Here is a 22258-nt window from a genome sequence, read left to right as displayed (position 1 = left end):
CGAGCCATGCTTGCTTATGCAAAGCCCCATCGTTACGTATTTATGACCAGCTTTTTCTGTACATTTTTTGCGATTGCAGCGGATTTGCTGCAGCCGTACCTGGTTAAAATCGCAATTGATGAGAACTTGATTACCGGTGAACATGGGACTGCCAAAATCGTCTTCATCGGAGCGATATATTTGCTCCTTGCCATCATCGCATTTATATTCTCTTATTTACAGGCCAATTTGCTGCAGCGGGCAGGCCAAAGCATTGTGGGCCAGCTCAGGAAAGATTTATTCAAGCATATTTCAAAGCAGTCGATGTCGTTCTTTGATCGCAATTCCATCGGCAGTCTGGTAACGAATGAATCGAGCGACACGGAAACGATCAATCAGTTCTTTACGTCCGTTCTGCTTAGTCTTGTTCGCGATGGCTTATCCATCATTTTAATCATCGGCTTCATGTTTTATTTGGATGTGCAGCTGGCTCTGTATTGTCTCATTTTATTTCCTATCATTACATTGATTGCAGCAGCCTTCCGCTCAACACTCCGTTCGGTATATCAACGCAGCAGGGCACAGCTGTCGCGCTGTATTGCTTTCGTGGCCGAGAACTTGGCGGGGATGAGTCTCATTCAATCGTTTCATCAGGAGAAGGAGCAGCAGGAACGATTCACAGAGCAAAATAAGGCCTATTTAAAGGAAAATTTGCGAGAAGTGCGTACATCGATTATGTTCAATCGTACATTTGATATATTGGGCAACGTTTCGATTGCCGTCGTCGTATGGTTAGGCGGAAGAGCAGTGCTGGATCATTCGCTGGAGTTTGGGGTGTTGTATGCCTTTATCAGTTACATACGTCAATTTTTCCAACCGATCAACCAAATTACACAGCAGTGGAATACATTGCAATCGACAATCGTATCTGTCGAGCGATTGTGGCGAATTTTCTCCGTGGAGCCGGAGGTTCAAGATCCGAAGCCGGAAATAACGATGAACAAACCGATTGAGAATATTCAAGGGCGCGTTGATTTTAACCATATTCGCTTCTCCTATACGAAAGGGGAAGAAGTGCTTCACGACCTCGATCTCCATATTAGACCGGGGGAGTTCGTAGGCATTGTGGGAACGACAGGTGCAGGAAAGAGCTCGCTTGTCAATTTGTTGGCCAGGTTCTACGATGTCGATGAAGGCAATGTCCAAATTGACGGCATTGATGTCCGAAGACTGCCGCAGGATGCACTGCACCAGGTTGTCGGACTTGTCCAGCAGGACCCTTTCCTTTACTCAGGGAGTATATTGGATAACGTCAGGCTGTTCCGTGAGGATATTTCTCGCGAGGATGTCATTCGAGCCTGTACGTTCGTTGGTGCGGATGGAATGATTCGAAGATTGTCAGAAGGCTATGACACCGTCGTATCTGAAAGGGGAAGCGGATTGTCGGCGGGAGAGCGGCAGCTGATCTCCTTCGCGCGGATTATTGTGTTCCGGCCGAAGATTCTCATTTTAGATGAAGCGACCGCCAATTTAGATTCACATACGGAAAGACTCATTCAGAATGCTCTGGCGAAGGTGTCAAAAGGAAGGACGACCCTAGTTATAGCTCATCGTCTCTCGACTATTCGCTCAGCGGACCGGATTATTGTGATGCGTAACGGCTATATCGTGGAAGAAGGAAATCATGAAGCGCTTATGAAACGGAATGGATATTACGCTGAGCTGCACAGGCATTCTCGCAGAGGGCATAATATGGAGAGGTGGAAGCCGCAGCTCCAGTAAAGCTGGTGGCGGTTGAAGTATTCCTTAGATGGGCAGAATCGTACTAAATAGAAATGTGCATGAAGGATCGTGAATAAATATGAATCCGGCAGCGAAATGGATGATCATAGGCGGCATTGTACTCGTTATATTAGGCGTGCTGTGGCAGCTGGGGCTCAAAAATGTGCCCCTCGGCCGGCTTCCAGGGGATATCCGAATAGAGAAGGAGAACGTCCGGTTTTATTTTCCGATTACGACCTCGATCATGATCAGCATCATCGTCTCGCTGCTTTATTATCTCGTCCAAATTTTCAAAAAATAAAACATTTTTCCGAGAAATTTCGCTTTGCTTTATCCCATTTATTATATGGTACAATAAGGACAATGACTGTGATTCCAAAGAGACGAAATAGAGACAATGGATAGTGAGGGATCGGAATGGAGAATGTAGGCCTTGTGCTGGAAGGCGGAGGGATGAAAGGAGTTTACACCGGGGGCGTATTGGATTGGTTTATGGAACAACAGATTTATTTTCCTTATGTGATTGGCGTGTCCGCCGGAGCGTGCAACGCATCGTCTTACCTTTCCCGTCAACCAGGTAGAAACCGGAAGGTATCGATCAACTATGTGAACGATCCTCGTTATTTCAGCTACAGAAACCTGCTGCGAGAAGGCGGCATGTTCGGAATTAGCTTCTTGTTTGATAAGCTTCCGAAAGAGATGGAGCCTTTTGATTATGATACGTTTCGAAGCAGCAACGAGCGGTTCGTCGTCGTAACGACAGATGCGTATACAGGGGAACCAGTCTACTTTGAACACCAAGAAGTGAAGCGAATCGATTGCGATATCATGGAGGCGATTAAGGCATCGATGAGTCTGCCATTTATCTCAAAAGCGGTACGGATTGGTGACCAGCTGTTGTTTGACGGCGGAGTTTCGGACCCTATTCCTGTAGAGAAGGCGCTGCAGGACGGGAATCAGAAAGTCGTTGTGGTGCTGACCAAGGATGAAAGCTACCGTATAAAGCCTTTTACGAAGCAGCGCATGGCGAAAATGATTTACCCGAAATATAAAGGTCTGGTTCAGGCGCTGATTCGAAGAGCAGAAGTTTATAATCGGACGATGGACCTCATTCAGCAGCTTGAACAAGAAGGTAAGGTGTTTGTTATACGTCCTTCCCGTAAAGTGGAAGTAGGGCGTATCGACAAAGATCAACCCAAATTGGAGCAATTGTATGAGCAAGGCTATGAAGATGCGAAAAGCCTGAGCGACCAAATGTTGAAGTGGATACACAGCAGCGTCGCTCCTGTGATGAGCAGTTGAATAAGATAACGTCCCCCCCCTTCGATTCCATTTGTGGAGTTGGAGGGGGGTATTTACATGTCAATATTTTGATTTGTTAATAATAACCAATGGATAATTGTTCTATTAACATCTTGTAAAAATATTGGTTGACGTTAAAAACCGCGCATTATATCATAAATCATATACTTCTGCGCCGCTTTAACCCTTTAAATCTTTGGTTCTTTTAGGCGTAAAAAAACAATTTTCATACAAGATGGGGGACGATGTGATGAAAAGAGGACTTATCATCATGATGGTATGTTTCTTGACGGTTTTCTTAGCTGCTTGCGGCGGGGGAAACACAAACAATGCGAACAATGCAGGAAACTCGGCAAACCAGCCTGTTAACGGCACTGCGAATGAAGGTCAGGACGAAACGGTTTATAAAGTAGGCGTCGCCCAACTGCTTGAGCATCCATCCTTGGATTCTTCCCGCGAAGGCTTCATTCAAGCACTGAAAGATGCTGGCATTGAAGAAGGTGTGAATTTAGAGCTTGATTATCAAAATGCGCAGAACGACCCAACGATGAGTGCGACGATTGCACAAAAATTTGCTGGACAAGATTTAGATCTCGTCCTTGGCATCGCGACCCCGATTGCACAGGCGTTGAAGCAGCAAGTAAAAGAGACCCCGGTATTATTTACATCGGTGACCGATCCTTTAGGTGCTGGACTCGTTGAAAATCTTGAGCAGCCTGAGAGCAATGTGACGGGGATGTCTGACACGCATCCTGAAGAAATCGAAGAAATGATGAAATTTATTTCTGAGCAGTTTCCTGAGATTAAAACGATCGGTGTCATTATTAATCAGAGTGAGCAAAACTCTTTAGTCGCCGTGGAGAGAGCGGAGAAAGAGCTGGAAGCCTTGGGCATTAAGCTGGAAAGAGCCAATATTACGAACAGCAGCGAAGTAAAGCAGGCTGCCGATTCGCTGGCCGGTAAAGTCGATGCGTTCTTTACTACGAAGGACAATACAGTCATCTCGGCGTTGGAAGCCATTGTACAGGTAGCGAACGATAAAGACATTCCGATCTTTACAAATGAAAAGGACTCTCTTGCACGGGGTGGCGTTGCTACGTTCAGTGTAGATTATTTTGAAATTGGTTATGCAACGGGTGAAATGGCAGTCGAAATATTGAAGAATGGCAAAGCGCCTTCGGAAGTGCCTGTTCAATTCCCGGAAAATCTTGATCTGGTTGTGAACCTGAAATACGCCAAAGAGCAGGGTGTTGAATTCAGTGATGAGCTGCTGCAGACGCTGAAGCCGGAAAATATCATTGAATAACATCACGGAGAGTGACTGTGTACTGCGGTCACTCTTTACTTCTTAGAAGGAGGAAACTTATGTTTGACGCATTGTTAAATGCATTTAACGGCTCCGTAGAACAAGGATTGCTTTATGCATTCATGGCTCTCGGTGTATATATTTCGTTTCGTATTTTGGACTTTCCCGATTTGACCGTTGACGGAAGCTTTACGACGGGTGCTGCAGTAGCCGCAGTCTTGATGACGAATGGTTATTCGCCTTATATCGCTACTTTCGGAGGATTTTTGGCTGGTTGTGCTGCCGGAGCAGTTACCGGATTATTGCATACGAAAGGGAAAATTAACAATCTGTTGTCTGGTATTTTAATGATGATTGCCTTGTATTCGATTAACCTGAAAATCATGGGTCAAGCGAATACTCCGCTTTTTGGTCAAGATACGATTATTAGTTATATTCCTGAATCAGCACTGATATGGGTAATGGGCGTTGTCGTCATTATCGCGAAGTTGCTTTTGGATTGGTTTCTTCATACAGAAGTCGGCATGGCGCTTCGAGCAACTGGGGATAATCCGAAGATGATCCGCAGCTTTGGAGTAAATACCGATACGACGATTATTACAGGCATCAGCTTGTCTAACGGCCTCGTCGCGTTGTCCGGAGCGCTGGTTGCTCAATACCAAGGCTTCGCCGATCTGCAAATGGGTGTCGGGATGATTGTCATCGGCCTTGCTTCTGTCATTATCGGTGAAGCGCTGTTTGGATTGAAGACGGTATTTCGCACGACCTTGGCCGTGGTGCTTGGCGCGATCGTATATCGTTTCGTATTGGCACTGGCACTGGAATACAATATGGATCCGGCATATATGAAGCTGATTACGGCGTTAATAGTCATCATAGCTTTGACCATACCGAGAATTCGTAAATCGATACAGCAAAAGAAAGTAGCAGCTGAACGCGGCCGTCAATTGAGCAGTACAGCAGGCGACTCGATTCAAAAAGGAGGCGGGATCCGTGCTTAAACTTCAGCAGATTACTAAATTGTTCAATCCGAGCACGCTGGACGAGAAGCTTGCCTTGTCACAAGTGGACCTTGAGCTTCAGCCGGGAGACTTCGTGACCGTAATTGGCAGCAACGGAGCCGGTAAATCGACCCTAATGAATGTGATTTCCGGCGTTTTGCAGCCGGATATTGGAACGGTGGAGATTGACGGCAATAAGGTAAGCACGTTGGGGGAGCACACTCGCAGCCGCTGGATTGGCCGTGTGTTCCAGGATCCTATGGCGGGAACGGCACCGCATATGACGATCGCTGAGAATTTGTCTATTGCCTATTTACGCGGGAGAAGGAGAAAGCTGAGCCTTGGTTTAACATCGCGGAAGAAGGCTTATTTCCAGGAGCAATTGCAGCGAATAGGGATCGGCTTGGAAAATCGTCTGAATGCGAAAGTAGGGCTGCTGTCCGGTGGTGAGCGTCCAGGCACTCAGCCTGCTCATGGCTACCTTTACAGAGCCCAAGATCTTGCTTCTCGATGAACATACAGCAGCACTTGACCCTTCGCGTGCAGAGTTGATTACGGATTTGACGGAGCGGATCGTTAAAGAATTTCAATTAACGACATTAATGGTTACGCATAATATGCAGCAGGCCATTCGATTAGGTAATCGATTGATTATGATGGATAAAGGGAAGATCATTTTAGACGTGCCGCCTGAGAAAAAGAAAAATCTCGGTGTTGATGATCTACTGAAGGAATTTGAATCGATACGGGGCGAAAAATTGGCTGACGAGCGATTAATGCTCGGCTAATGAACCATCGGTCTTGCAGAAAACAGGCAGAAATGCCTGTTTTTTGATTTGTATAATGATACAGAGGTATACTTTGAACTGAATGAGCATGTCATCATTCCACACCACCGAACGAGGAGGATCCTACACATGTATATTGTAACGAATCGAATACGTACAAAGCTGGGTTTTGCGGAGAAAATGGCGCCGAGATTCACTAAGCCTGGACCATTGCAGCAGATGAAAGGGTTCGTCAAGGTTGAAGTGACACTTAGGCAAAATGTAACGGAGCACGATGAGCTTCATGTCAATATGTATTGGGAAACCTTGGAGGACTTTGAGGCCTGGAAGCAAAGCGATGCATTCAGAGAAGCGCATCGAGGAGCAAAATCTCAAAATGAAAATACGGAATCGCCTATGTTGGGGAGTGAAATAGTGATATCTAAAATCGTATCCTCTATTGAGAGGGATACATTATAGAACTCAATACAGTTGAATTCGCATGATGAGACGCACAGCTTGCCTTCATAAAGCAGGCTGTATTTTTTTGCGTTTTTTCGGAGCAGCAACAACTTTATGTGGTTGTAATCCGTTATACTATTGTAATTAAAAAATGAAGAGAAGATGAAGTTGTTGCTGAGAATCCTTGTCATATGATGTGGAAATCTCGATATTTTTGAAAAAAAATGTTGCGGGAAAGTTAAAGAGCGATTAGAATGAGTAGTATTGTTGTTCAAAATAGACAAAAAAAGATCAAGGGAGAGAACCCAAGCATGAAACAATGGCTTCAAAGATTGACCTGGAGAGAGCTCTTTCCTTTAGTTTATATGCTGGCCATTTCAGCTTGCAGTGCGACGTACGGTCTGGTCAACAGCGCGGATCGTCCTATCCATATTATTAAATTCGGAATCGACGACTACATCCCTTTCTGGGAAGCATTTATTATTCCATACATTATATGGGGACCGTTTATCTTTATCAGCCTCGTGTTCATGTGCTTTCTGAATCGAGAAGAGTATTATAAATATATTGTCAATTCCGTGGTTGGGCATATCATTTGTTATATTGTTTATATTAACTATCAAACGCATGTACCTCGTCCCGAGATTACGGACGATACGTTCTTATTGAATCTTGTGAAGTATATATACAGCAACGACTTGCCATACAATTGTTTTCCGAGTATTCATGTGTTGACGACATGGCTTTTGATGAGATCGTTCCAGAAGGTTGCGATGCCGAAACTGCTCCGTCTCGCCATTAATATTTTATGTTATTCCATTTATTTATCTACTTTATTCGTCAAGCAGCACTATATACCGGATCTCATTATTGCGATCATTTTAGGAGAGGCTTTAATTTTCGCTACCAATGCAGCTGCCAGCAAGATCAAGGAAAAAAGAGCTGCAAGAAGCGTGTACTTGGCCAAACAAAAAGCGAAGGGTGCCAATTTACCCGGTTAAACGAAAGGGAAGAGACGCAGTTTTATACTGTGTCTCTTTTTTATAACAAACCATTATTTGGATATGTAAATTAATGCAAATTAATGTCTAATAATGAAATCAGGATAGTTCTTGACGTGCTCTTCTCGATCCGATATACTTCGATCATATGTTGATATTATTTTAACGAATTTCAAATGGATTCTATCTTATCCAGAGCGGCGGAGGGAAAGGCCCTATGATGCCCGGCAACCGGTCTGCATCCTTACTGCAGACGTCTGGTGCCAATTCCTTCAGAACCTTTGGGAACTGAAAGATGAGATAGGCGTGAACTTCAAGGTTACCCTATTTCATGCCTGAAATAGGTTTTTTTGTCGAGAAATGATGACTGATGTAATGTGATTTTCATAGTCTAGAATTCTATAGAGGTGTGTTCGTTGATAAAACTAGAAGGTTTAACCAAAATATATCAAAGCGGGAAGCAGACGCTGAAGGCACTGGATGAACTGGATTTGGACATTGTTCAAGGCGAAATTTTCGGTATTATTGGACATTCCGGAGCTGGCAAGAGTACGTTGATTCGCTGTATCAACTTATTGGAAAAGCCATCCGAAGGCCGTGTATATGTGAATGGGGTCGAGCTAACCGCATTAAAGGGCCGGAAGCTTCAAGCGGAACGACGTAATATCGGGATGATTTTTCAGCACTTTAACTTGCTTTCTTCCGCTACTGTATTTGAGAATATCGCGTTTCCGCTGCGTCTCGTCAAGACGAACCGGAACGAAGTAAAGCGTCGTGTTGAGGAGTTAGCCCAGCTGGTCGGTTTAGAAGCGCACCTATCTAAATACCCTTCCCAGCTGTCTGGAGGACAGAAGCAGCGCGTGGGGATTGCCAGAGCACTTGCTAATCACCCACATGTGCTGCTCTGCGATGAGGCGACATCGGCTCTTGATCCGGAAACGACCAAATCGATTCTTCAGCTTCTGCTGGATATTAACCGAAAATTGAATCTCACCATCGTCCTGATCACGCACGAAATGCAGGTCATCCGAGATATATGTGACCGAGTGGCGGTTATTGATCAAGGGAAAATCGTAGAATCGGGGAAAGTCGTCGACGTGTTCCTGCGTCCGCAGCACCCGGTAACTCGCCAATTCGTTTCACAGGTGAATGATCATGAGGAGGTTCGGAGCTATGCTGAGGGCTCTCTTCTTCACTCGCTCCTGAAAATTTCTTTTAAAGGGGAAACAACTTACCAACCTGTCTTATTCGAGACCATCCGAGATACCGGATTATCCTTCAGCATATTGCAGGGCTCCATTTCCAAAATGAAGGACCTTCCGTATGGTCAGCTGATCATCGAGCTTCATGGCGAGGCAGCTGATGCAGGCAGAACTGCGGAACTGTTGAAGCAGAAGGGATTGGAGGTGGAGGTGCTGTGATGGATTGGTTTCATTCGTCGGATCTGATGAAAGAGGTTCGCTGGGACGAAGTTTGGGAGCAGAGCCAAAATACGCTGCTCATGTTAGGATGGTCCACCTTGTTCACGCTCCTCATTGGACTTCCGTTGGGCGTACTTGTGTTTTTATTTTCGAAAGGTCAATTGTTTTCAAATCAATGGTTTTATTCGATTCTATCATTTGTTATTAATATATTGCGTTCGATCCCATTTATAGTATTGATGGTCATGCTCATTCCTTTTACACGAATGCTGGTCGATACTTCGATAGGCGTGAAAGGTACGATACCGCCGCTTGTCATTGCGGCTGCACCATTTTTTGCAAGACTGGTTGAGACATCATTACGTGAGGTGGATAAAGGTGTCGTCGAAGCCGCACAATCGATGGGAGCTTCACCGCTTCAAATTATTTGGAAGGTGATGCTGCCCGAAGCCCGTCCCGGGATTATAGCGGGGATTACGATTACTGCTGTCACACTCGTATCATATACGGCGATGGCCGGTGCGATCGGCGGGGGCGGTCTGGGTGACTTGGCAATACGCTATGGCTACCAACGTTTCAAACCTGAAGTAATGTATGTCTGTGTTATTCTGTTAGTTGTGCTGGTTCAGATATTGCAGATGTTAGGCGATCGTCTGGTCCGGCATTTTACTAAAAAATAAATATAGATGAAACAAAAGGAGGAAATCATCATGAAAAAAGGATTATTGGCATTACTTTCCTTAGTCCTTGTTTTTGTTCTGGCAGCATGCGGCGGCGGGAACAATAACAACAGCGGTACTTCCGGATCTAACGGGGGAAATGAAGGGGCTGCAACAGAAAATCAAAACAGCAATGAAGCTGAGAACACGGATGCCGCAGAACCGGTAACCATCAAGGTTGGTGCTACGGCGGTTCCTCATGCTGAAATTTTAAAAGAGGTTCAACCGATTTTGGCTGAGCAAGGCATCACCCTGGAAATTCAAGAATTTACAGATTATGTACAGCCGAACGTTCAAGTATATGAAGGTGCATTAGATGCGAACTTCTTCCAGCACCAGCCATACCTGGACCAATTCAATGAGGAGCAAGGCATGGATCTTGTCAATGTCGTTGGAGTTCACGTTGAGCCTTTCGGCGCTTACTCAGAAAAAATCGATTCTATCGATCAGTTGGAAGATGGGGCGAAAGTTGCTATTCCGAATGATGCAACGAACGGCGGACGCGCTCTTCTTCTGCTTCAGGAAAACGGCCTGATTACAATGAAGGAAGATGCCGGAATCGAAGCCACGATCGATGACATTGCGGAAAATCCTAAAAATCTAGAATTTACGGAATTGGAAGCTGCGATGCTGCCTAGGATGCTTCCAGAAGTAGACATGGCATTGATCAATACGAACTACGCTTTAGAAGCTGGTTTAGTACCAACGGAAGATGCACTGTTCATTGAAGGAAGCGATTCTCCATATGTTAATATTTTGGTGGCAAGACCGGATAATAAAGATTCGGATGCTATCCAAAAGCTAGCAGAAGCGCTCAATTCCGAAGCCGTGAAAACATTCATCAATGAGAAGTATCAAGGCGCAGTTGTGCCTGTATTTGAATAATGAGTTCAAGATCATGACATAGTGCGGCGGACCGATTCGGTCCGCCGTTTTTTCTTGATTGTTACAATTGTAGGAAATGGAGTGTAAGCGTGTGTTAAAATATACAGAATGAGGATGTTTTAGAGAAAAGAAGAGGAGGGGAATTAATGGAGCAGATTGCGATCATCTCGGATATTCACGGCAATATGCCAGCTTACGATGCGGTACTAGAAGATATTCAGCGGCGCGGCATAAGACGGATTTTTTGTTTAGGAGATCTTGTCGGCAAAGGGCCTCATTCCGAGCGAGCAGTGGATCGTACTCGCGAGGTCTGCGACATCGTCATAAGAGGAAATTGGGACGATTTTATCGTAAAGCCTCAAACGTCTCCAGAGCTTCAGTGGCACCAGAACCGGCTTGGAGAAGAACGGATGAAATATTTATCTGAGCTGCCATTCTGTTATGATTACTGGATGAGTGGCAGAAGGGTTCGACTTTTTCATGCTTCGCCGCAAAGTGTGTACTGCCGCATACAGCCGTGGGATTCATGGGAGGACAGGCTTACGATGTTCGACAATACGGACAGCACTCCATCCTCCTGTTATGTTGAAGGACCCGACGTTGCGGGTTATGGTGATATTCATCAGGCGTATATGCAGCATATGGATGGAAAAACGTTGTTCAATACCGGCAGTGTCGGCAATCCGTTGGATATGACAAGTGCTTCTTACGTGATTATGGAAGGGGAGTATAAGTGCAGGGAAGCCGCTCCATTCACGATTCAGTTTGCAAGAGTCTCCTATGATATTGAGCTTTCCATTCAGCTCGCAAAAGATGAACGAATGCCCTTGCTTGAACCGTATGCCGCCGAACTTAGAACGGCGGTTTACCGAGGGCTGCAGAGCAAGTCAAAGAGGGAAGGGGAACAAGGATGAAGCTCCAGACGGCTGCGTTTGTTGCGATACGGTTGTTGTCCATTTATTTCGGAATACAGGCGTTATTCTTCCTTGTTCAGCAATGGTTAGGCTATGTTATGATTTCACAAGAGGATCATGAACTGGAACGTTATTTGCTGCTCCAGCTGATTCCTGGAATTTTCATGATCGGTGTATCGTTATTGTTGTGGCTTCTCGCTAAACCGTTAGCTTATAAATTAGTTCCGGCAAAAGAGGACGAAGTGGAAAAAATAGAAATGAATGGGCTGTATCCCCTAAGTTTAATGATCGTTGGGCTGGTCATGCTGGTGAGCGGCTTGCCGGAGCTGATTTCCAGTTTGATTTCAATCGTTGCAGAAAGAGATCTGGATCCATTCCGCATTGGAAATGAAGGGTTGGCGGATGAGTTGATTAGTGCGGGTTTAAAGACCGTGATTTCCCTTGCAATCATATTGTACGCTAGACCGCTGACTCGCTTAGTTTCCCAAAAACAATGTAAGGAATGAAGTCAAATGAAGCTCTGATGTGATATAATAGTGTGAAGTGATAAAAATTCGGATGGTTGAAGATTAACAACAGGAGGAAGCTTTATGATCGTGAAAACACAGCAAGATATTGACGGGTTAAAAAAAATTGGGCGTATCGTTGCCCTCACCATACAGGAAATGAAGAAGCATGCCGTAGCCGGAATATCGACGCGTGAGCTGGATGAGATCGGGGAACGTTTTCTGAATGAGCATGGAGCGAAATCTGCACCGAAAGTGACTTATGATTTTCCAGGTGCAACCTGCATCAGTGTGAATCAAGAGGTGGCACATGGAATACCCGGGGACCGGATCCTGAAGGCTGGTGATTTGGTCAATATTGATGTTTCCGCAGAATTCGACGGTTATTACGGTGATTCGGGATATTCGTTCGTCTTGTCTCCAGGGAACTCTGAAATTGTAAAGCTGTGTGATTATACGCAGCAAACGATGATGAAGGTTATACGCTCCATTAAAGCAGGGACGAAGTTGAATGAGGTTGGACGATTGATCGAACAGGAAGCTCACAAGGGTGGTTATAACGTGATTCAAAATTTGTGCAGTCACGGCATTGGAAAGTCACTGCATGAAGAGCCTCAGCAAATTGTCCATTATTATGATCCCCATGAAAAGCGCCGCTTTAAACAAGGGCAGGTTGTAACGATTGAGCCATTCTTATCCACCGGAGCGGATTACGTAATTGAAATGCCGGATGGCTGGACGTTAAAGCTGCCGGATCAAAGCTTTGTCGCTCAATTCGAGCATACGATCATCATTACAGAGGATGAGCCGATTATTACGACGTCAGCGGATTAGAATCGATCAGGCAGGGACATCCTGCCTGAAAAAATGTTTTGGTATTTGATATAACCATAGCCCAGCTATAAGGAGAGAGTAGTGATGGATGAGAAGCAGTTAACGGAATTGAATGTCGATGACCAGAGTGTAAAACGGGAAACACCAAAAATCTGGAAGGAAGTTAAGGAATGGGTCATCTCGATTGCCGCCGCCTTCATCATTGCTATCCTGATTCAAAATTACGCCGTGGCACAAACACAAGTCGAACAAGATTCGATGCAAAACACGTTGTTCGAAGGCCAGCGATTAATAGAGGACAAAATTACATATTATTTCCAAAATCCAAAACAGGGTGATGTTGTCATAATCAGCGGTTCGGAGTATGAGCATCGATTAGTGAAGCGAGTAATCGGCTTGCCTGGCGACGTGATTGATATGAAGGATGGAAACGTATATGTAAATGACGAGCAGCTGGAAGAGCCGTATGCCAAAGGCGTTACGTATCCGAATGGAATGACAGTTCCATACACTGTGCCGAAAGATCATTATTTCGTGTTGGGTGACAATCGGCAAATTAGCTTGGACAGCCGAGCGCTGGGTCCGATTCATGAGGATGATATTGAAGGGAGAGTTATATTTCGAATATGGCCGCTCAGCGAATTTGGTAGTATTGATTGAATAATTTCATAATCATATCCGATCAACATAACAACAGAAGGTGAAAATGTGAGCTTGATGTATATGCTGTTTGCCGTCATTGGAGGTATATGCATTGCCGTTCAGGCAGGCGTTAATGGGATGATGGGCAAGCAGGTTGGTTCGATCGAAGCGTCATTCGTATCTTTTTTAATCGGTACGGTGGCACTTTTTCTATGTATGATCTTTTTAGGAAAAGGCAATCCGCTGCATGTGTTGAATCTGCCCAAATGGCAGCTGACTGGGGGCTTGCTGGGAGCGGTATACGTGTTTATCAGTGTAACGATGACTCCGAAGCTCGGTGTAGCAACGACGATTCTAGCGATTATTTTCGGTCAAATGGCCGCCAGTACATTGATTGATCACTACGGATTGATTAGCGGGAAACATATACCAATCGATTGGCGCCGTGCGGCAGGACTTGTCTGCCTAGGAGCGGCATTGATATTGTTTTATAAAAAATAAATGGCTTCCTGAGCGACAGCATCCCCTGACGAATAGGGGATGTTTGCTTTTTTCGGTTCATTGCACCGGAATGATGAATACCATGGCTACTTCTTATATGGAGGGGAATGGCTCATGAGATTGAATGCATCTTTGAAACCAAAGAAACGTTCGCCTTTTCGTATCAGGTTGGGGAAGATGTATTACACATGGAAGAGATACCTGCATTGGTACACAGGAGGAAACCGATATGCCAGGATGAGATCGCAAGACATGCTTCCTTTTGTCGTATTCCGCCACGAAACTCCGTTGTACCGGAAGCTTAAAGATGTTGACATGAGATTGCAGCGAGGAAAGGTCGCTAATTTATCGCTGGCGATTGGACGATTAAACGGACTTCTCATACAGCCTGGTGAAAGGTTTTCCTATTGGAGACAGATTGGCCGACCTTCCAAAAGAAAGGGTTATCAAAAAGGGATGGTTCTATTTTACGGCACTTTCAAAGAAGGAATAGGCGGTGGGCTGTGCCAGCTGTCCAACCTCATCTACTGGATGACCCTTCACACGCCGCTTACGATTCATGAACGCTATCGTCACAGCTATGATGTATTCCCAGATTCATCTCGAACTCAGCCCTTCGGCAGCGGGGCAACATGTGCCTATAATTATTTGGATCTGCAGATTGATAATCGGGTTAGCTCGGTGTATCAGCTTCACTTGTATTTGACAGACACACATCTTGTAGGGGAATGGAGATGTTCTCAGAAACCTTTCTACCACTTCGAAGTGTATGAGAAGGAACACCGTATTACCGCAGAGTCTTGGGGCGGCTATGTGAGGCATAATAGGATCCACCGATACGTATATAACCTGGCAGGGGAAATCTTGGATGATGAGTATGTGACGGAGAACCACGCGCTTATGATGTATTCTCCATTACTTCAGAATCGGGAGGGACAGTGAATAGGAATGGAATTGGGAAATCCAAATATGTATGAATAATAGATGAGAAAATGTACGCTGCTTACGGAATGATTTGATTTCATATCCGTTCTCTTGTTAAGATGATGAAGGATAAATCGAAACGGAAATGTCCAATTGAAATAGATTGGTTGCTTAAGAGAGAGGAGAATGCAAGGAATGCACAATCACATTACGGCGAAACTCACCGCATCTATAACGGCGATCGGAGGTTATGTTCCGGAGAAGATATTAACCAACGACGATTTGGAACGGTTAGTCGATACGAATGATGAGTGGATTACTACGCGAACGGGGATGAAGGAGCGAAGAATTACGTCGGAACAGGAGTTTACCTCCGATATGTGTGTCCGGGCAGCAGAAGATATGATCGCCAGATATCACTGTGACCTATCGGATGTGGACATGATATTGGTCAGTACGTCAACTCCCGATTATGCCTTTCCCAGCACGGCTGCTTTGCTGCAGGATCGGTTGAATCTTCCTCAGGTAGGCGCAATCGATTTGAATGCGACATGTGCGGGCTTTACATATGCAATACATATGGCGGCAGGCCTGATTACTTCCGGTTTGCACCACAAAATTATCGTTTTTGCAGCGGAGACGCTCTCGAAGGTAACCAATTACGAGGATCGGAGCACCTGTATATTGTTCGGTGATGGTGCAGGAGCCGCACTCGTCGAGTATACGGATGAGCCGGGGATTTTTGGTTCATATTTATATTCTAACGGCGGCGGCGCGAAGCATGTTTACCGGAGCGGCCTATCCAATACACTTGCAGGCGAAAAAATGGAATTCGATGGACTCATTTATCAGAACGGAAGAGAAGTGTATAAGTGGGCGGTGACGACCGTACCCGAGGGAATGTCCAAGCTTCTAGATCAGACTGGTTTCAAGATGGACGATGTCAGTTGGTTCGTACCTCACAGTGCCAATCTTCGGATGATCGAATCGATTTGTGAAAAGAGCGGCATGCCTTTTGATAAAACACTCTACAGCCTTGAATATTACGGAAACACCTCTGCGGCAACGATACCTCTGTCGATACTTAAAGGGTTGGACGATGGCAAGGTGAAGGATGGAGACCTGATGATGCTCTATGGCTTTGGAGGGGGTCTCGTTCAGGCTGCTTTAATGATTCGATGGAAAGGTTAAGCAAGTATGAAAGAGGAAAAGATTTCATGATAAAAACTCCATTTCTGCTGTACAGCAGAGATGGAGTTTTCTAATTTCTACATTACTACATGGAATTATAGTGAAGCTGTGTAGATTGCACGGACATCTTCGCGCTCCAGTTTTTTAAAGTGGCCAAACGGTCCGTTCGCCATCGCATGATCAAGCATGGCATCGAATTTGGATTCATCGATATCATAATCGGCCAAACGGGAAGGTGCACCGATGGAGTTCCAGAAGCTGCGGAGCGCCTCAATGCCTTGCAGTGCAACCTCTCGATCCGTTTTACCTGTTGGATCAATATCAAACACTCTAACCGCGAATTGCTTAAAACGATCTAAGCCTTCATCCATGACGTGCTTCATCCAGTTCGGGAATAAGATAGCCAGTCCGCCGCCATGCGGGATATCATACACAGCAGATACCGCGTGTTCAATATTGTGTGTAGCCCAATCACCACCGGCGCCCATGCTGATCGTTCCATTCAGCGCCATCGTTCCACAGTACAAGATCGTTTCTCGATACTTAGCATTGTTTAAATCCTTCATAAGCTGAGGTGCAGTTTCGATAACGGTTCGCAGCAGTCCTTCGCAATATCGATCCTGCAGCTTCACATTATCCGTATGGCGAAAATACTGCTCAAAGACGTGCGACATAATATCTACAATACCGTATACGGTCTGATTTTCAGGGACACTGACTGTATTTTTGGGCTCGAGAATGGAAAACCGCGGAAATACTAAAGGACTGCCCCAGCCGATTTTTTCCTGCGTCTCCCAATTGGTGATAACGGAACCAGAGTTCATCTCAGAGCCCGTCGCAGCAAGTGTAAGAATGGTGCCGATTGGAAGTGCATCCTTCGCTTCACTTTTGCGAGTGATGATATCCCAAACATCAATTTCGGTCTTTGCTCCGACAGCAATGGCCTTACAGCAATCGATGACACTTCCGCCTCCGACGGCTAAGATGAGATCAACTTGATGGTTTTTGCAAAGCTGCACACCCTTGCGAACTGTTGAAACTCTTGGATTCGGCTCAACGCCCGGCAATTCGTATACCGCTGCTTGAATGCGATTTAAATGTTGAAGGACGCGGTCGTAAAGACCGTTTGCTTTGATACTCCCTCCTCCGTACACCATCAGTACGGTTTTACCGTACATCGGAACTTCTTTCTCCAGCTGTTCCAACTGTCCATCACCAAAAATCAGTTTAGTTGGATTATGAAATGTAAATGGCATCATGTGAGATCATCCTTTCTGACAAGCAGTTTCTCCTTTCATATTAAACCTTTTTCGAAGACATTCCAAATTTGAGAAGAAAAAATGTATCCGAGGCTGAATGTATAAGCTGTTTCTATTTTCACATGCTAAAGAGTAAAAGATGGCAGAGCATGGAGAGATGACCATGATTTTTATTAAAAGGCGAAAATCAAAATCGAAGGTGAAGCTTGAGGCGAAACATCATCAAGAAGCGAGTCGTCAGGATGAGAATAAAGGGCAATTCTCGCCTGCCTATAAATCCGTTTATGAATTGATTGAACAAGCCAAGCGATCTTCCGACTTTGTACAAACATCGATTTCAAATGATAAGGGAAGACTTATTGCTTCGTTCTATAATTCAATGATTGATGATCGCATATACAAGGAATACATTATGAAAGTGTTTAAGGAAGGCGGCTTAAAGGCTCATCACTTCCATCATATTGCAGAAGTAAAGCAGCATTTGCCTATTCCTAATATTGTAATTACGGATAATCTCCAAACGATCGGCGAAAAGATGCTGAAGGGCTATATCGTCTTACAGTTAAACGAAGGAGATAAAGTTTGTGCACTGATTAATGCAGCGAATGATAATTTGGGGCTGCGCAAGGACAATAATACCGAGAATGAGTACAGCGTCGTCGGTCCGAAGATCGGGCTGGTAGAGAATCTGGATGTGAATCTGCACTTAATCCGTCAGCAAATGAGCACAAATAAGTTCGTGGTACGCGAACTAACGGTTGGCAGCCAATCCAAAACTCGCGTCGCTCTTCTTTATGTGGAGAATATTACGAACCCGCAGCATGTGAATACGATGCTGAATCGATTGGAAAATATCGAGTTCGACCATTTAATGGATACATCGCTGCTGGATCAACTCGTAGCCGATAACAGCAACACACCTTTTCCGCTATTTCTTACCACAGAGAGGGTGGACCGCGTCATTTATTCGCTCGTCAATGGTCAAGTATCAGTGATGGCGAACGGATCGCCTTATGCTATTTCCGGACCCGTGACTCTTCTAGACTTTTTCTCAACGCCCGAGGATTATTACTTGCCTTGGATCATTGGATCCTTTTTGCGCATTATACGGATCTTCGGCGTGTTTTTTTCCATCCTTGCAACATCGATCTATATCTCGGTGCTTACCTTTCATTACGAAATGATCCCGGAGGACTTGCTGGGTCCTATCATCTATTCACGGGCGAATGTGCCATTCCCGCCGGTGTTCGAAGCGCTGTTCCTGGAAATTACGATTGAACTGCTGCGGGAAGCGGGTTCCCGTTTGCCAACGAAGGTCGGCCAAACGTTAGGTATCGTTGGAGGTATCGTCATTGGTCAAGCATCCGTAGAAGCGGCATTAACCAGTAACATTTTGTTAATCATCGTTGCTTTGGCCGCATTGGCTTCTTTTACAACACCGATTTATAAAATGTCCAATACAATTCGTTTTCTTCGTTTTCCGTTTATTTTGCTGGCTTCCTTATGGGGCGGGTTAGGAATCGTGATGGGGATCATATTCATGTTCGTTCACCTCATGCGCCTTGAATCATTGGGAACTCCCTATATGCTTCCGTTTTACCCATTTCGTGCCGGAGATTTCAAGGATTCGCTCATTCGCTTATCTCTACCGCATAACGCAGGCAGACCTAGTTATTCGAGACCGAAAAGTAAATGGAAGTACAGCAAGCGCGAGGCAGGTCAAAAAAAGGATATTGATGAATAGTCGGGGGGGGGACCGGTTGATGAGGTTGTGTCTTTTGTTATTGATAATGATTGTCGCCTTAAGCGGATGCACCTCGAATAAATTGGTTGACAAAATCCAATTAGCCAATACTCTCGGCTACGATAAGAAGGATACAGAGTATGTAGGAACTGCGCTTTATCCGACTTATCAAGAAAAGGGAAATGTGAAGGTCAATATATTGTCAACGGTTTCCGCCTCGAATTATGACATTCTTCCCAGGCTGAATTCAAAATCCTCCATGCCGATTGAGCAAGGACAGCTAAAAAGCGTCATATTTGGCAAGGAATTCGCTGAGGAGGGCATTAATACGGTTGTAAACAGTATGGTGCGAGATCCCGTCATAGGAACACGGCTCCATCTGGCTGTGGCGGAACAAAAGGCAGAGCAAATTTTGATGGCTGTACAAAAACTGAACGATCCGTTCCATCTGTCGCAATTAATCGAGCATAATATTAAGAATCAAAACATACCGGCCAATAATTTGCACATTTTTTTGTACCACTACTACGGAGAAGGTATGGATTCCTATCTTCCGTACTTAATTGCAGAAGGAAATGCGGTTAAATTAGACGGGTTGGCTTTGTTCAAAAAAGACAAGCTGGTCTCAACGATTAATTTAAGGCAGGCATTTATTCTCAAGCTGCTGCTCAACGAAACAAAAGGTGGTCGCTATCAAGTACATCTAAAGCGCGAAAATCAGACCGGGTACGTATTGCTGCAAAACTTGAATTCGAAGTCTAAACTTCAAATAAACCGCCCGGATGAACGTCCGTTGATGGATATCATGATTGAAATTGACGCCAAAATTAAAGATTCCCCCACATGGCTTAATTTAACGCAAGAAGACAACATCAACTGGATCGAAAAGAAGTTCGAAGAACACTTTGAGGAAGAAACGGTCAAATTGCTTAAGCTTTGCCAACAGCTGAAAGTAGATCCTGTCGGGATCGGTGCAAAATTTAGGGCGAAGGTACGCAGCTGGAATCCGAAGCAATATGCTGAGATGTATCCAGAGGTACAATTTCACGTATCGGTGAACGTCAATATATTACAGACTGGTGTCGGAGAATAGGCGATTCGGAAGGAGGAACCTGAAATGAATAATCAGGTGGGTGAACGATTTCAGGTTTCCCCGTTTTTTGTTTTTTATATCACCACCTCGATGATCATCGGCATGGGTATCCTTGCATTTCAAAGATCTTTGCTAATTGGAGCAGGATATGATTCATGGATTGCTGTCGTGCTTCTTGGCATCGTAGTACACATCATCATTAGAATGATATTTTATGTATTAAAGCAAGAACAAAAGGATATTACAGAAATTCATCGTTGGTTATTTGGCAAGTGGATTGGAGGGGCGCTCACCTTATGTTTCTGTATGTATTTTTTTGTCGGCGCCTTTAACATTTATAGAGCATATATCGAGATTGTACAGGTATGGATGTTTCCGACGATGAAAACTTGGCAGACCAGTATTATACTGATTCCATTGATTTATTATGTGTTGGCTGGAGGATTCCGAACAATCGTTGGAATATGCTTTTGGGGTGTTTTCATTCCGATCTGGGGGCTGCTGCTTTTATTTATTTATCCTTTCCATTACGCGAATTTCAGCAATTTGCTGCCGTTGATGAATCATTCGGTGACCGATCAGCTGATCTCAATGCGAGTGTTGGTTTTCGAATACTTAGGCTTTGAGGTGCTGCTCATGTATTATCCTTATATTAAAAAAGCGGAGCGAGCATTGAAGTGGGCCCATTTGTCCGTTGGGGTCTGCACGCTGATGTATGCACTGCTCGTTGTGCTGACTTTCGCATATTTCAGCAGCGGGCAGCTCTCACACACGATATGGCCTACCTTGACGATGGTGAAAATTATTGAAGTACCTTTCATTCAACGATTTGAATACATCGCGGTCTCCATCTGGCTGCTGACCGTGATGCCGAATATCTGTCTTGCTTTATGGAGTGCTGGCAGAGGAATAAAAAAGGTATTCGGTTTACGAATGAAGGTGAGTTTCATCTTTATGTTGGCTGCCCTTTTTTTACTGGCTATGTGGTTAAATGAAAGGGTCGAGATCTCGATATTTGTTGATGTTTTCTCGGAATTTGGGTTTTGGCTGGTGTTTGTATACATACCGTTGTTGTTTGTTCTGGTGTTGGCCAAAAGAAAATGGCTCATCTACCGAAAAGAAAGAAATTGAGGCTCATCCCCAATCGTTCTTCAATTTCTTGCGGATGTTCTGTCTTGCACGATGCAATCGCTGCTTCACTTTGTTTTCACTCGTTTCCATTGCACTGGCCATTTGTTTATAAGACAACCCATACTTCCATCGGAGTTCAATGAGCGTACGGTGATCAGGATTGGCATTCGCAAGGTGATCTAAGATCAGCTGCTTCAATTGCTCCGTCTCTACCTCCTGTTCTACCTGTTCAGCGGAAGTTGAGAGGTGCTCTAAAGGGAGAATCGACTCCAGATCGGGGACATGACGATGATGTCTGTTTTTTCTTAAGTAATCAAAGGCGAGATTTCTCGTTACCGTTCGAATCCAAGCAATGAGCTGGCTCTCCTCCTTCACCATCGGCGCCTTTAGGATGGTTTTCAGAAAAGACTCTTGGATAATGTCTTCGGCCTCCAAGTGATCATTCAGCAAGTAAAATATATATCCATAAACCAAATGATAAAAAGTCTCATACAATTGCCTTTGCTCGGATGGAGAGAGAGCGGAGAAGTCGTGCTTCGTGAGCAGCAATAAATCAGTTTTCATGAAAAAATCCTTCTTCCATGCATGTATAATAGTTGTAAAATATAGTAAAATGATGAAATCATGAACATTCATTATAGCATGGTCATGCTAATCATTACAAAAATTAGGCGCATTTATTACATTCAACGAAGACTTTACGAGTTTTGCGAAAGCGATATTGGTCAATGAATTCAAACATCAGCTTTATCTGCTAGACTGACGTACAACTTATGGAAAATGAATTGAATCGTTCTTCCTTTTGGAGTATGCTTGACAAGTGTTGCAAAATTCACATAATCATACATATACCCATCGCAGAAAGGTGACACTGGGGATCTGCGACAGCACGAG

General features: G+C 44.6%; 22 protein-coding genes, 1 pseudogene and 1 riboswitch. Of the genes and pseudogenes, 21 read left to right on the top strand and 2 right to left on the bottom strand.

What is annotated here, in order from left to right:
* Positions 1 to 6: 6 nt before the first annotated feature.
* The 18 genes and pseudogenes from ACFPXP_RS05220 to ACFPXP_RS05135 all read left to right on the top strand — a co-directional run bounded on the left by ACFPXP_RS05220 (position 7) and on the right by ACFPXP_RS05135 (position 16137).
* A complete protein-coding gene (locus ACFPXP_RS05220; RefSeq protein WP_379893138.1) occupies positions 7 to 1761 on the top strand; it encodes an ABC transporter ATP-binding protein in 1755 nt (584 codons plus the stop codon).
* 79 nt (positions 1762 to 1840) lie between these two features.
* On the top strand, positions 1841 to 2062 hold the full coding sequence (locus ACFPXP_RS05215; RefSeq protein ID WP_379893049.1) for a DUF2905 domain-containing protein: 222 nt from the start codon (positions 1841 to 1843) through the stop codon (positions 2060 to 2062).
* Positions 2063 to 2178: 116 nt separating this feature from the next.
* The gene (locus tag ACFPXP_RS05210; RefSeq protein WP_379893047.1) at positions 2179 to 3063 is read left to right on the top strand and encodes a patatin-like phospholipase family protein; all 885 of its coding nucleotides are present in this window, start codon (positions 2179 to 2181) and stop codon (positions 3061 to 3063) included.
* A gap of 250 nt (positions 3064 to 3313) precedes the next feature.
* Entirely contained in the window at positions 3314 to 4369 is a 1056-nt protein-coding gene (locus ACFPXP_RS05205; RefSeq protein WP_379893045.1) for an ABC transporter substrate-binding protein, read from the top strand.
* A 59-nt stretch (positions 4370 to 4428) separates the two neighbouring features.
* Positions 4429 to 5370, top strand: coding sequence for an ABC transporter permease (locus ACFPXP_RS05200; RefSeq protein WP_379893043.1), 942 nt, complete (start codon positions 4429 to 4431; stop codon positions 5368 to 5370).
* A pseudogene (locus ACFPXP_RS05195) lies at positions 5363 to 6158 on the top strand (ABC transporter ATP-binding protein). The gene ACFPXP_RS05200 and the pseudogene ACFPXP_RS05195 overlap by 8 nt, the downstream one beginning before the upstream one ends.
* A gap of 129 nt (positions 6159 to 6287) precedes the next feature.
* Positions 6288 to 6617 carry a heme oxygenase gene (locus tag ACFPXP_RS05190; RefSeq protein WP_379893041.1) on the top strand — a complete coding sequence of 110 codons (330 nt, stop codon included), beginning with the start codon at positions 6288 to 6290 and terminating at the stop codon, positions 6615 to 6617.
* A gap of 293 nt (positions 6618 to 6910) precedes the next feature.
* Positions 6911 to 7600, top strand: coding sequence for a phosphatase PAP2 family protein (locus tag ACFPXP_RS05185; RefSeq protein WP_379893039.1), 690 nt, complete (start codon positions 6911 to 6913; stop codon positions 7598 to 7600).
* Positions 7601 to 7785: 185 nt separating this feature from the next.
* A riboswitch (SAM riboswitch) is annotated at positions 7786 to 7902 on the top strand.
* 114 nt (positions 7903 to 8016) lie between these two features.
* Positions 8017 to 9021: a methionine ABC transporter ATP-binding protein gene (locus ACFPXP_RS05180; protein WP_379893037.1), complete on the top strand. Its 1005-nt coding sequence runs from the start codon at positions 8017 to 8019 to the stop codon at positions 9019 to 9021.
* Entirely contained in the window at positions 9021 to 9701 is a 681-nt protein-coding gene (locus ACFPXP_RS05175; protein ID WP_379893035.1) for a methionine ABC transporter permease, read from the top strand. Before ACFPXP_RS05180 ends, ACFPXP_RS05175 begins: the two co-directional genes overlap by 1 nt.
* A 30-nt stretch (positions 9702 to 9731) precedes the next feature.
* A complete protein-coding gene (locus tag ACFPXP_RS05170) occupies positions 9732 to 10625 on the top strand; it encodes a MetQ/NlpA family ABC transporter substrate-binding protein (RefSeq protein ID WP_379893033.1) in 894 nt (297 codons plus the stop codon).
* Positions 10626 to 10771: 146 nt separating this feature from the next.
* Positions 10772 to 11539, top strand: coding sequence for a metallophosphoesterase family protein (locus ACFPXP_RS05165; protein WP_379893032.1), 768 nt, complete (start codon positions 10772 to 10774; stop codon positions 11537 to 11539).
* Positions 11536 to 12045 carry a hypothetical protein gene (locus tag ACFPXP_RS05160; RefSeq protein WP_379893031.1) on the top strand — a complete coding sequence of 170 codons (510 nt, stop codon included), beginning with the start codon at positions 11536 to 11538 and terminating at the stop codon, positions 12043 to 12045. Before ACFPXP_RS05165 ends, ACFPXP_RS05160 begins: the two co-directional genes overlap by 4 nt.
* Positions 12046 to 12129: 84 nt before the next feature.
* Positions 12130 to 12879: a type I methionyl aminopeptidase gene (gene map, locus ACFPXP_RS05155; RefSeq protein WP_379893030.1), complete on the top strand. Its 750-nt coding sequence runs from the start codon at positions 12130 to 12132 to the stop codon at positions 12877 to 12879.
* Between the two features lie 84 nt (positions 12880 to 12963).
* Positions 12964 to 13539: a signal peptidase I gene (gene lepB / locus ACFPXP_RS05150; protein WP_379893029.1), complete on the top strand. Its 576-nt coding sequence runs from the start codon at positions 12964 to 12966 to the stop codon at positions 13537 to 13539.
* Positions 13540 to 13596: 57 nt separating this feature from the next.
* Positions 13597 to 14022: a DMT family transporter gene (locus ACFPXP_RS05145; RefSeq protein WP_379893136.1), complete on the top strand. Its 426-nt coding sequence runs from the start codon at positions 13597 to 13599 to the stop codon at positions 14020 to 14022.
* 114 nt (positions 14023 to 14136) lie between these two features.
* Entirely contained in the window at positions 14137 to 14964 is an 828-nt protein-coding gene (locus ACFPXP_RS05140; protein WP_379893028.1) for a VanW family protein, read from the top strand.
* Positions 14965 to 15141: 177 nt separating this feature from the next.
* Positions 15142 to 16137 (top strand): ketoacyl-ACP synthase III, encoded by a 996-nt coding sequence (locus ACFPXP_RS05135; RefSeq protein ID WP_379893027.1) that lies wholly within the window; start codon positions 15142 to 15144, stop codon positions 16135 to 16137.
* Positions 16138 to 16232: 95 nt separating this feature from the next.
* Here ACFPXP_RS05135 and ACFPXP_RS05130 read toward each other — a convergent pair whose 3' ends face one another.
* Positions 16233 to 17396, bottom strand: coding sequence for an iron-containing alcohol dehydrogenase (locus tag ACFPXP_RS05130; RefSeq protein ID WP_379893026.1), 1164 nt, complete (start codon positions 17394 to 17396; stop codon positions 16233 to 16235).
* A gap of 163 nt (positions 17397 to 17559) precedes the next feature.
* Here ACFPXP_RS05130 and ACFPXP_RS05125 point away from each other — a divergent pair, with 163 nt between their 5' ends.
* From ACFPXP_RS05125 to ACFPXP_RS05115, 3 genes are read left to right on the top strand one after another with little or no spacing between them, the layout of a single operon-like run.
* Entirely contained in the window at positions 17560 to 19140 is a 1581-nt protein-coding gene (locus ACFPXP_RS05125; RefSeq protein WP_379893025.1) for a spore germination protein, read from the top strand.
* A complete protein-coding gene (locus tag ACFPXP_RS05120) occupies positions 19133 to 20233 on the top strand; it encodes a Ger(x)C family spore germination protein (RefSeq protein ID WP_379893024.1) in 1101 nt (366 codons plus the stop codon). The genes ACFPXP_RS05125 and ACFPXP_RS05120 overlap by 8 nt, the downstream gene beginning before the upstream one ends.
* 24 nt (positions 20234 to 20257) lie before the next feature.
* Complete coding sequence (locus ACFPXP_RS05115) at positions 20258 to 21364, top strand: GerAB/ArcD/ProY family transporter (protein ID WP_379893023.1); 1107 nt, start codon at positions 20258 to 20260, stop codon at positions 21362 to 21364.
* A 3-nt stretch (positions 21365 to 21367) separates the two neighbouring features.
* Here the strand turns inward: ACFPXP_RS05115 and ACFPXP_RS05110 are convergent, their stop codons facing one another.
* Positions 21368 to 21928 (bottom strand): RNA polymerase sigma factor, encoded by a 561-nt coding sequence (locus tag ACFPXP_RS05110; RefSeq protein WP_379893022.1) that lies wholly within the window; start codon positions 21926 to 21928, stop codon positions 21368 to 21370.
* Positions 21929 to 22258 lie beyond the last annotated feature (330 nt).

The sequence above is a fragment of the Marinicrinis lubricantis genome, assembly GCF_042658665.1.
In the GTDB taxonomy this organism is placed as follows: Bacteria; Bacillota; Bacilli; order Paenibacillales; family KCTC-33676; genus Marinicrinis; species Marinicrinis lubricantis.
The sequence above is the reverse complement of the archived record's forward strand: the minus strand, read 5'-3'. Positions and strand labels throughout refer to the sequence as shown.